This is a genomic window from Chryseobacterium aahli (genome assembly GCF_022699665.1).
GTDB classification, from domain to species: domain Bacteria; phylum Bacteroidota; class Bacteroidia; order Flavobacteriales; family Weeksellaceae; genus Chryseobacterium; species Chryseobacterium aahli.
In genome coordinates, this window is sequence record NZ_JALDNB010000004.1 from 21,966 (window position 1) to 33,986 (window position 12,021).

Sequence of the window (12,021 nt, forward strand, 5' to 3'; positions counted from 1 at the left end):
GTAAAGCTTTTTTATTATATCATTTTTCTATCAGACCATTTTATGCAATAATTCTATCGGTGCAATGAAGATTCTATAGAAAAAACCTTCAAAAGTAAAGCCTCTTCCCGACATTTCCACACGATAGGTCAACGATAAAATAATAATGAATAAGGTAATGTAGAATTTTGGATTTAATTTTAAAACTTCAGAACTTGTAGAATCCGTGCTATCCTTCAACTGCATGGCAAAAAGCACAATCATAAACATCATGTGAATATACATCCATCTTCCCCAATCGATCGCCAAGTAAAACAGCGGTAATGAGAAGAGTAATGCACCTATTAATAAAATAGATGTTGCCTTTCGATGAGTTTGATATTTTAAATAAAACCCAATGTGAAAAATTGATATTAAAAAACTGATGATGTATAATCGGTATTCTTTAATATGTTCAATGATGTATTGTTTTTCATTGATATCCCAAAAGAAAATACCTTTCGTTAAAATTACCCCACGTTCCTGAAGGATTTGTAAAGATTGTCCTTCATTGATATTTTTTCCTAACAGAGCAATGAAAACTGCCGGAACAAAAACTGAGAAGATGTATTTTAAACATCTATTAAATTCAACCTTCTCGGTTTTTAAATACAATGCAATCAGAAAATAGGGAATGAAAAATAAGGTGATTTCATGGAAAAACATGGCGATGAAAAGTCCGATGCAAACCCAATATTCTTTTGATTTTGTGAGTGAATTTTTATTTAAATGATAAATGAAATATGCAAACAAAAAGAATACAATAAATTCCTTTTTACCTACATAATCTACACAGTTAAAGAGTCCTACAAAGCCTATGGATGAAAGTAAAAGTGAGAGATAAAGAAAGGTAGCTTCTTTGTATTGAATCAATTTAAAATAAAAATAAAAAAAGCCTGAAATGATCATTACCTGAAAAAAGTAGACTAATAAATTTAATTTTAAACCTGAAATATCCTGCAAAAGAAAAAAGAAACTTCCGGAAAGTCCTCTTCTTTTGAAACCACCATCCTGATAATTGATGAGCCAATCTCCTAAGATATAGCCGTCTGATTTTGCATTGTGGAGATAGGTAAAAGCAAGCGCAAACAAGGCTGTTGCGGCAATAAGAACATAAATAAAGATCTTAATATTAAAAAAAAATAAAATTTTATCGCGTATCATCATAAATTTCTCAGCTTTATTCAAACAAAAAAAGAGAAACAAAACAGCTCTTAAATTATTATATAAATCCGTTGATTTTGTGAAATCAAAAATAGGGATTTACAAATAGCTAAGCACTATTTTGTTTCTCTTTACTATAAGATTTAAAGAAAATTCTTTTGTAGTTTTATTTTTTCACAATCTTCACTACGGTTTCAGAATTATTGATTCTCACCAAATAAACACCCTGCACGAGCGAAGAAACATCGGTCTTAGCGTCTTCAAACTTGCCTGACTTTACCATCTGACCTGATGCGTTGTAAATCTGATAGTGATAATCTTTAGTGTCCGTAGCCTTGATATACAAAACATCTTTCACTGGATTCGGGAACAATGTGATTTTGTTTTCTTTGGTAATCTCGGCAATTTCATTTTTAGTGAAAACATTAGAAGCTTTTACCGTTGCACCAGCGGTAACCGGAATTGCAGGAATTGGACCTTGCTCGTTTCCGTTTTGATCATACTTAACTTTTACACAACGGCAATTCATTCCGAAATACGGATCGTTATTGTCATGAAAGGCAATCAAACGGTTTGCGGATGAAGCAGCATCAAAAAGTATATTGATTGGTCTTCCGATGTAATTTGAATTCAAAGCAGCCGTCCATACTCCCGGATATTGGAAATTATTTACCGTAAATGTTCCCGATGCGGTCTGGTTAGCCGTCACACTTCTGAAACCACGCGATCCTGAATTGGGATAATTCCCCACAGAATAACTTGCATCATTAAACATATAGCCAATTGTAGTTGTGGTAGTATTTCTCACTCTTACCCCTGCATAATCATTAATCACACTGTATGCCGTTGCTACTTTTTTATCAAATTTATACCAAGGTGAAATTCCATAATCACGGTTTGCCAAGATTGCTACACCCGTAAGATCAGGAATCCTCCAGCCTTCCGGACAAGGATCAAAAGGAGATTTTTCGCCACCTCTTCCCCATCGGTCTGCGGCGACATTTGGTTCATTTAAAAGCCAATCGGTTCCGTTTGTATAATTTGGAACTGCACTGTTGTAAGGAGCAAAAGCACTCGGAATCATATACACCAAAGGATTTTTAACTGAATAGGACAGCACTTTTGCTATTTTGTCTGAAGTTTTATCAGTCGCTAAAACATTCGCATTTGAAGTATTTGTATAGGTGTCGTAAGGAACAATATAATTACCTGGAAGACTATTGTAAGTACCTAAAGTAAGCGTCGTGTAAGCAACGCCGCCATTCGCATTTACATTTCCTAAAAATACATTGTAAGAAGCTCTTGTATCTGCATGTTGAAATGATGGAATAGGATCTTTTCTTCCCCACTGATACTGCAAACCTGTAGAAGCTCTTATTTTTGCATACTCAGCAGCTGTAGGAGTCAAAGGATTAGCTACAATCGGGAAAGCATCAGTTGCCCCAAGGTTTCTATCCATAAATTCTGTTTTTAAAACATCCCCTTTCGGAACATAATTTACATAATTAGTTGCTGCAGCATTAGGTGTTTCTGTGGTATAATTGTAAGAACCAATTGCCGTATCTGTAACCCAAACATGCCAAGACCAGTAAACAGGATTCGTAATACTTCCATTGTGCAAAGTAACTACTGCATTTCCGCTCTGATTGGGATTTAAAGTCACTAAAATTTTAGAATTAGCAAGACCTAACGTTGAGCTTGGTGAAGGATTACTAATGGTAACCGTATTAATTAAACCTGTATTGGTTGTCCATAAAACATTTGCTTTTAAATCATTAAAACTTGCAGGATTAAGAATCGCAGGATTATTTAATAATTGACTTTGAGCAGAAAATGCCTTAGAAACCGGAATTTCCACTGTTGACAAAGCAGTGCTTTTTACGACCTGATACGTATTTGGATTGTTTAAACCTTCTGTATATTCTACATTGGCATTTAAATATTGTGTAGGAAAATCATAGCCATTCACCACATACAATGGATCTTTCACACATCTGCAACCATTGGCATCGGATGTTTTACTGCTTGATGTGGGAATGTAAAAATATCTGCCTTTCACGCTGGGATTAGCAGGATCCGGGATATCATTCTGGTATTTATCTGGAAGCATAAAGAGTGCTCTTGCTCCTACCGCCGGCGTTGTATCAAAAAGCCTCGTCATTGTTGCCGTCCACAAAGAAACATGATGCTGATCGGTATACTGGCCTGCCTGAGAGTTGATCGCTAATTGCCCTGTACCAGGAAAAATTCCCATGTTATTTCCGCCGACGTTTGATAAATCGAAACCGACATTAGAATATAATTTGAATCCAGCCATAAATGAAGGCGTATTGGCATCGTTTGGCTTTACAATATGATAACTATTAGCTTCAAAAGCATTTTTACCTAAATTGGTTCTCACCCCAAAAGGCGAATAATCTATCCTGATATCATCTACGGAAGCATCTGATGCTAAATTAGCAACAAGCATTGAAGGAATTCTCCAGCCATTCGGGCATGGATCAAATGGAGATTTATCTCTATAAGGCGCGGCACTATTATCATTGTTATAGTCTGTTGCTAAAATACCTTTTGAATTGTCTGACCATAAATTAAGTTCTGGTAATCTGCTGTCATTAACGCCCGCAGCTCTACCAAACCAATTGACCATCAAATTTGCATTATTGTTGTAATAAGCAGGTCCCGAATTGTCATCTTTATTGACATAAATTAAGCTTAAAGGATTTTTAACAGAAAGCTGAAGATTATTGCTTAAAGTAGCATTAGAAAACAATACAAATTTTCTGAAAGCATCAAAATTTATCGCATTTGTGAAATTTTTTGCACCTCTGTGTCTTACCCTTCCGATAGTACCCGAAACCTCATAAAAATCTTCTCCTTTCATTACCAAAGGCGGAATAGGATCTTTCCTCCCCCATTGATAAAGAAGTCCTCCGCTGCGATTCCAATCACCGCTGGTATTGCTGTTGGTCATGGCTCCTAAATTCCTGTCCATCCATTTCCATTCGGCATCGGGAATATCTTCTATTATTCCGTTTTTTCTTTCTCTTTTTACACCAGCAAAACTTTTGTAAGTAGACCCATTGGTAGGATCATCCGTAACCCAGATATGCCAAGACCAGAAAATCTCGCCATTTACTCTAAAAGCCACAACAGCATTTCCTTTTTTTGCTTTGTTGATCATGACTTTTATTTTCCCGTTTTCACCAGAGTCTACAATTTCTAAATTATAGTTTGTTCCCGATTTTACAAGACCATGAACGTCTTCCCAGAGTACTTCAGCACTAATTTTACCTTTTATAGCTCCTGCACTTGCCAAATATTTGTAGCTACGCCACATTTCATAGGCTTTTTTGACAGGAATATACAATCCTTCACCGTTTTGAGCGGGGTCAAAAATATAACTATTAGGAGCTTTCGTCCAGTCCGGAGCTACCGCAACACGCGATTGACTAAGCAACTCGTCATTTACATTCCCTGAGATTTTATCTAAAGTATCCTTTTCAATAAAGCTATACGGTTTAGATGTACCAAAATCTCTGTCTTTTTCTAAACTATTTTTAGAATAACCATTTAAAGAAGCTAAGCAAAATATTGCTATTAGGTTCTTACTTACTTTACCTTTCATACTTAAAGAATTGCACTTATCAAACCATTTTCAAATTTTAAATCAAAATAAACAATAATCGTTTTGTTTTAAATATAAGAAAAATATATAACACTTATATTATCAAATAATCAAAATTAAATTGATTTTAACGAAAACTTCATTTAATGATTTTGGACAAAAATACAATAATCTGCGAATAAACGAACACGCGCAGAGTCAATTTTTCTTAATATTAAAAAAGCTTAAATTTTGTAGTAAAAAATGTGAAGAAATGTAAAAAAAATTTACGGCAATAAGTAGTTGTGGTAGCGGTCGATGGTAAAGTTACCGTTCACAATATTTCTGAAACTTGCAAAGACAATAAAGTTAAACACAAACAAAGCAATAATGAATGTATGAATTATTTTTTTCTGTCCCAAAGAAACCACGTACATGGCATTAGGTATAATGATATAAGAAAATCCGATAAATGCACCCGCCAATCTCGAAGAAAAGACAGGGTTGTTTCTGAAAATAAAGTAAAAACAAATTCCGATTACTGCGTAATTCCTATGATACTCGTAGTAAGGATACTTCTCCTTCATTGGAGTATCAAAAAAGAAAAGGAAAAACGTCAGAATCGCCATCAATCCTTCGGGAATACCAATTCCTCCATTCAAACGCTCAGATGTCTCATCAACATATCCGTTAAAACCTTCTACAAGCATATTATCGCTGGCGATGCCACTGATGAAATCTCCAAAAATCCTATACACTTCAAACGGAGACGCAAAAATAGAGGCGATAATAAAAATTAACATCCAAAATTTATTCAGAGGAATACGTGCCACCCAATACATCGGTAAAAACACATAACAAACATTATGGATACCCGCACCCAGATAAATACATAGCAAGTACATGAAAAGCCTTTCCTGTTTGATGTATCTTATTCCGTAATACACAATAAAAGACCCCAAACATTGTCTGATCTGCCCGCTTTCCCCAATAAAAAATCCAGGAATAAACATGAACAGAATAAAGGTAAAGGGATAAAAGGTGTTATCATCAATATACTCTATTTTGAGAACGATAGTAATCATCGCAATCACCAACGTCAACATATAAAACGGAGCATTGAAGACATTGAGTAAAACCTTATTAATCAAAACAAATAACCACTCGAGCTCTACCGGCTGCGGACCATCGAGATAGAGGGCTTTTAGAATAATACTTACATAATCTTTTGTATCCGAATAATTGTAAATCCCGATATAACTTCCATAATCCGGGCCTACCTGATTACGTAAACCTGCAAGAACAATTAAATACCCTCCTAAAAACCACAGCCATTTTTTTTCAACTTTCTGCCCGTAAACCTCCTGGAAACTGAAAATAACCAAAAATATAAGTGCGATAATATAATACGGATGCAGTAAACTCATTGTTGCGGTATGGATATTTTAAACTGATGAAAAGCCACAATAATTCCTGTAAGAATAAGCGGCAAAAATAGTCTGGTTTCCCAAAAAAGCCCGACAAAAGTAATCATTCCCAAATAGGGTAATGAAAAAATAAGATATTTCTTTAAAATTAATTTTCCGTAATCATAACAAAGCCTGAACGTAAAGTAAAAACCAAGCAATCCAAAAAACAATCCTGCAAGATTAAAAGGGCTGGTGAAATTTTTAACGAAATAAACCCCTTCAAAAAACGATGTATTTTGGGGAATCATCAATTTCAGTCCGATGTATGGGAAAACAAAAGACAAAACCAGAAAGGCAATTTCTCTTATATATTTAAAATTTCCAGCTTTAAGTTTTTCGAAATCAATAAAAATCGCAGCGAAAAAAGCAATATTCAGACAAGAGGTTTCTCTCACAAAAGTTGAAACAAAAACAGTGAGGCATAAAAAGATAAAATCGGAAGTTTTCTTCTCATGGTAATATTTTAAGCTAAACAAAACTCCTAGAAGATAAAAGAAAATTGCAATACAATCGCAATTTGTGGGCACATACTGAACAATGACAATAAAGAAAACTGCCAAAAGATGAACCAGCCATTTTATATTTGAATTGAAAAGAGTACTGACGGGCTTATACTTTAAAATTAAATTTAAAATATAAGATGAAAGCACAAAAAAGAAACTGTTGATTAGAAAAATACTGTGATAAAAAACAGTTCCGTTCTTCAGAAGCATTGGTTTTGCAGATGGTAGAAAAAGATTGATAAAAGAATTGAGCAAATCTGTTACGTGCACCATCAGAAAATTAGGAATCACACGATAGGCATACACCGATGTAAACATAAAATCCGGAGCTTTCTCCATAGATTTGAGCTTTACATACGACGATTCAAAGCCATAATAAGACATGAAAAACAGCAGAAATGGGAAAATTACTACAAATAGAAATCCGTTTAATTTTTCAACAAAATTTTTCAACATACAAGATGTCCCTCAATTTAAAAATAATTTCGTGTTTTATAAATAAGTAGCAAAAAAGGAAACTTGTGCAAAAGTAAAAGATTTTTTCATTTTAAATGGAATATTTTATTGATTTTCAGCGAAAACTTCTCTCACAAATGTTTTAAACTACTCTATAAAAATTTAAATTTGCAAACTTGATTTGAGAATCTCATGCATCGCTTTTTTATTTTTTTATATTATCTGATTGCCAAAAACAGAATTCTTTCCATCGCAACGGCGCTAGGAGTTGCTGTTTTGTGTTTATTTTTTGCTTCAAAAATCAACTTTGAAGAAGACATCAATCAAATCATTCCCAAAAGCGAAAAGTCTGATTTGACGGCGAAAGTTTTGAAACAACTTAATTTTTCAGACAAAATCATCGTCATTATCGAAAAAAAATCGAAAGACGACAACTTTCAGTTATCCGAAACAGCTGATCAATTTTTAGAAAAAACCCAGCCTTTACAGAAATACATCGGCTCGATTCAGGGAAAGGTGAATGATAATGAGATTTCAGAAACCTTTGATTTTGTCAATCAGAATCTGCCTTTATTTTTAGACAAAAACGATTACAAAGAAATTGAAAGGAAGCTCAACAAAGACAGCATTGCAAAACAAGTTGAGAACAATTATGTTTCATTAGTTTCTCCGACGAGTTTGGTAACGAAAGAATTCATTAAAAAAGATCCACTTGGAATTACTTTTTTAGGAATCAAAAAACTGAACGCTTTAAACATCAGCAAAGATTTTAAACTCGAAGACAACTACGTCGTAACCAAAGACGGAAAAAATCTTCTGCTTTTCATCGAACCGAAAAATAAAAGCAACGACACCAAAAACAACGAAGCTTTCGTCAATCAACTCAATGAAATCAAAGACAACCTCAACAAAGAATTCAAAGGAAAAACAGAGATCAGCTATTTCGGCTCGCCGGTAATTGCTGTTGCGAATGCGCAACAAATCAAGAAAGACATTCAGAATACGGTTATTATTTCGATGACTGTGCTAATGATTTTATTGATTTATTATTTTAGAAGTTTTTTCACGCCTATAGTTATCTTTCTACCGACTTTATTTTCGGTATTGCTTGCGTTGATGGTTTTGTATTTTATTAAAGATAAAATTTCAGCCATTTCATTAAGCGTCGGAGCCATTTTAATTGGAATTACGATTGATTATGCGCTTCACATTCTCACGCACTACAAGCACAATAATAATATTGAAGAGCTTTATAAAGAAATCACTCAGCCGATTATTCTGAGTAGTGCAACCACGGCGGTTTCATTTTTATGCCTGGTTTTTGTACGTTCTGAAGCGTTGAAAGATTTGGGACTTTTTGCATCGATTACGGTTTTGTTTTCTTCGGTTTCGGCATTGATTATTGTCCCGCAATTGTATCATCCGAAAGAAAAATCAAATCAACTAAACACAAACTTTATAGACAAAATCGGGCATTATCCTTACGAGAAAAACAAACCTTTGATTATAGTTTGTTCGCTAGTGATTATTGCGTGTTTGTTTGGTTTCCGACATGTTGGTTTCAATGAAGATATTGGCGACTTAAATTACATTCCGAAAGATTTAAAAATAAGTGAGGCAAAACTTGAAAAATTGTCCGACATCACTTCGAAATCTATTTACACCATTTCTTATGGAAATTCTGAGGAAGAAGCTTTGGCAAGAAATTCAGATTTGAGTCAGTTTTTGGAGAAAGAAAAAAAGGAAGGGAAAATTTTAAGCTACAATTCTCTTGGAAACGTTGTTTTATCTAAAGAAGACCAGCAGAAAAAAGTAGAAATCTGGCAGGAATTCTGGAACGAGAACAAGAAAAACCAAACCGTTTCTGAATTGGTCAATAACGGAAATAAATTTGGTTTTAACTCTTCAGCATTCGATCAGTTTAATGAAAATTTAAATAAAAGCTACTCCCCATTAAGTTTAAAAGATTACGAAAAAATTAAAGCCCTGCAAATCTCAGAATTTCTCAGTCAGGAAAATGGTTTTTATACGGTTTCGAATGTGGTAAAGGTAGACGAGAAGAAACGCGACGCTTTCATCAAAGACATTGAAAAGAAACACGATGCCATCGCCATCGACCGTCAGCAGATGAATGAGAACTTTTTAGGCTTGCTAAAAAGAGATTTCAACACATTGATTAATTATTCATTATTAGCCATTCTTCTTACGATTATCGTTTTCTTTAGAAATTTTGAATTAACCCTTCTTACAATGTTTCCAATTGTTTTGACGGGAGTTGTGACCGCAGGAATTCTCTATTTTTTAGGATTAGAATTAAATATTTTCAGTACCGTTGTCTGTACATTGGTTTTCGGGGTTGGGGATGATTTCAGTATTTTTCTCACGAAAGCAATGCAGAAAGAACACACGACCGGAAAAAATGAACTTCCAACGTATAGAATCTCGATTATTCTGGCAGTTTTCACGACAATTCTTTCCATCGGTTCTTTGATCTTTGCAAAACATCCAGCTTTACATTCTTTAGCTTTGGTTGCACTGATTGGAATGCTTTCTGTGATTATCATTACTTCAACTTTGTATCCGTTTTGGTTTAGGTTTTTAATTATCAATAGAACTAAAAAAGGACTTTCACCGATAACTTTGAGATTATTAGCACGTTCCGTTTTGTCTTTTATTTACTATGGTCTGGGTGGACTTTTCTTCTCATTTTTCGGACATTTTTTTGTGAGAAAAGCAAAAGGGGAAACTTTAAATTTCATAAAAAAATCAATTGCTTTATTCTTAAAATCAGTGTTACATCTTTCACCTTTTGTAAAGAAAAAAGTAATTACAAACCAGAAAGAAGATTTCAGCAAACCAGCGATTATCATTGCCAATCATACATCATTCTTAGATACTTTGGCTATTGCGATGGCAACACATAAAATTGTTTATCTGGTCAATGATTGGGTCTATGATTCTCCGGTTTTTGGCAAACTTGTAAAGGCTTTAGGATTTTATCCGGTTTCTCAAGGCATCGAAAATGGGAAAGAAAAATTAAAGGAGAAAATTGACCAAGGGTATTCATTAGTCGTTTTCCCCGAAGCTGAAAGATCTTATACGAATGATGTGAAACGTTTCCACAAAGGAGCTTTTTATCTTGCTGAAGAATTTGGTTTGGATATTTTACCACTTTACATTCATGGGAATTCTGAAGTTTTACCAAAAGGTGATTTCATTATTTACGATGGCGATATTATTGTAAAAGTTGGTGACAGACTCAGCAAAAACGACTTATCATTTGGAACGACTTATAAAGAAAGAGCTAAAAACATCAATTTTTATTTCAGAAATGAATTTGCCAAACTGAGAAATGAAATTGAAGACGAAAATTATTTTAAAAAGAAATTATTTTTAAGCTTCCTTTACAAAGAAACCGAAGTTGTAAAAGAAGTCAAACAGGATTTCAAAAAAAATAAATTTGTTTATTTTGAACTGAACAAACATATTGCAAAAGATGGAAACATCTTACACATCGCAGATGATTTTGGTCAAAAAGATGTTTTGATGACGCTTCAGCAAGCCGGAAGAAGAGTTTTCAGTTTAATTAAAGATGAAGAAAAAAGACAAATTGCAGAAAACAATTATGTCGTTAAAACAAGAAAAATAAATTACATCAAAAACACTTCTGAAATCGCCAAAGACATTGATGTTCTTTTGATTTCAGATCCCAAATTTAATGTAACCGAAATCACTCAGCTTCCGGAAACCATTATTTTTGTAAACACTGAAAATATTATTTTTGAAAACCCTTCATTTAACTTAGTGTTCACTTCGGAATCAATAAGAGTATTCCGACACGAATAATAAATTTTAAAAGCATATTTTTGTAATCCATAAAGAATATTAATGCAGAAAAACGTACTTGTTCTCTATTATACACAGACGGGTCAGCTGGAGGATATTATGAAAAATATTGCCCAGCCGTTTGAGGATAAGAAAGACGAATATCTTGTCACCTATTACAACATTCAGCTCAAAGAAGACTTTCCTTTTCCCTGGCCGAGTGATGTTTTTTTTAATACTTTCCCCGAATCTTATTTGCAGATTCCGAGCGAGATTCTCCCGCCACCGGAAAATGTACTGAATAAAAAATATGACCTCATTCTTTTCGGATATCAGGTTTGGTATCTGACACCTTCTATTCCTATTATTTCATTTTTGAAAAGTGGTTACGCAGAAGGTTTATTAAAAGACACTCCCATCGTTACCGTTTCTGCAACCAGAAATATGTGGATGCTTTCTCAGGAAAAATTAAAAGTTTATTTAAAAAATCTAAATGCCAAACTGATCGGAAATATCGCTTTGGTAGACAGACACGACAATTACACCAGTGTTTTGACGATTCTTCGCTGGCTGACAACGGGACAAAAAGAAAAATCGGGAATGCTTCCTGCAGCCGGAGTTTCAGATGAAGAAATCAACGGAGCCGGAAAATATGGAAAGATCATCGAAAATCACTTTGAAAACAATGATTTCACCAACCTACAGCCCGACTTGGTGAAAAATGGAGCTGTTGAAATAAGACCCTTCCTGGTGCGTGTAGAGAAAGTAGGAAACAAAATCTTTACCATTTGGAGTAATCTGATTATCAAGAAAAAAGAAAAACGACCTTTGCTGATAAAATTCTTTAAAGTATATTTGATGGCAGCAATTTGGATCATTTCGCCAATCGTATTGGTTTTTCATCTCTTATTAGCACCCCTTTTGTGGTCTAAAAGACAAAAGCAAAAAGAATATTTACAAGGAATTAATTTAAAATAGA

At 34.1% G+C, this 12,021-nt stretch carries 6 protein-coding genes; 2 read left to right on the top strand and 4 right to left on the bottom strand.

Annotated elements, in window-relative coordinates:
• Positions 1 to 30 precede the first annotated feature (30 nt).
• From MQX03_RS08795 to MQX03_RS08810, 4 genes are all read right to left on the bottom strand, one after another.
• A complete protein-coding gene (locus MQX03_RS08795; RefSeq protein WP_242802606.1) occupies positions 31 to 1,185 on the bottom strand; it encodes a hypothetical protein in 1,155 nt (384 codons plus the stop codon).
• A 163-nt stretch (positions 1,186 to 1,348) separates the two neighbouring features.
• A complete protein-coding gene (locus tag MQX03_RS08800; RefSeq protein ID WP_242802607.1) occupies positions 1,349 to 4,810 on the bottom strand; it encodes a T9SS type A sorting domain-containing protein in 3,462 nt (1,153 codons plus the stop codon).
• A gap of 266 nt (positions 4,811 to 5,076) precedes the next feature.
• On the bottom strand, positions 5,077 to 6,216 hold the full coding sequence (locus MQX03_RS08805) for an EpsG family protein (RefSeq protein ID WP_242802608.1): 1,140 nt from the start codon (positions 6,214 to 6,216) through the stop codon (positions 5,077 to 5,079).
• Positions 6,213 to 7,217 carry a hypothetical protein gene (locus MQX03_RS08810; protein ID WP_242802609.1) on the bottom strand — a complete coding sequence of 335 codons (1,005 nt, stop codon included), beginning with the start codon at positions 7,215 to 7,217 and terminating at the stop codon, positions 6,213 to 6,215. The genes MQX03_RS08805 and MQX03_RS08810 overlap by 4 nt, the downstream gene beginning before the upstream one ends.
• A 192-nt stretch (positions 7,218 to 7,409) precedes the next feature.
• Between MQX03_RS08810 and MQX03_RS08815 the strand changes: the two genes are divergently transcribed.
• Together MQX03_RS08815 and MQX03_RS08820 are read left to right on the top strand one after the other, a co-directional pair.
• On the top strand, positions 7,410 to 11,063 hold the full coding sequence (locus MQX03_RS08815) for an MMPL family transporter (RefSeq protein ID WP_242802610.1): 3,654 nt from the start codon (positions 7,410 to 7,412) through the stop codon (positions 11,061 to 11,063).
• 42 nt (positions 11,064 to 11,105) lie between these two features.
• On the top strand, positions 11,106 to 12,020 hold the full coding sequence (locus MQX03_RS08820) for a dialkylrecorsinol condensing enzyme DarA (RefSeq protein WP_242802611.1): 915 nt from the start codon (positions 11,106 to 11,108) through the stop codon (positions 12,018 to 12,020).
• Position 12,021: the final 1 nt, after the last annotated feature.

Bases quoted from the DNA above. Each gene is read 5' to 3' on its own strand.
- MQX03_RS08800 (WP_242802607.1), bottom strand. From the start codon at position 4,810: ATGAAAGGTAAAGTAAGTAAGAACCTAATAGCAATATTTTGCTTAGCT.
- MQX03_RS08815 (WP_242802610.1), top strand. From the start codon at position 7,410: ATGCATCGCTTTTTTATTTTTTTATATTATCTGATTGCCAAAAACAGA.
- MQX03_RS08820 (WP_242802611.1), top strand. From the start codon at position 11,106: ATGCAGAAAAACGTACTTGTTCTCTATTATACACAGACGGGTCAGCTG.
- MQX03_RS08810 (WP_242802609.1), bottom strand. From the start codon at position 7,217: ATGTTGAAAAATTTTGTTGAAAAATTAAACGGATTTCTATTTGTAGTA.
- MQX03_RS08795 (WP_242802606.1), bottom strand. From the start codon at position 1,185: ATGATGATACGCGATAAAATTTTATTTTTTTTTAATATTAAGATCTTT.
- MQX03_RS08805 (WP_242802608.1), bottom strand. From the start codon at position 6,216: ATGAGTTTACTGCATCCGTATTATATTATCGCACTTATATTTTTGGTT.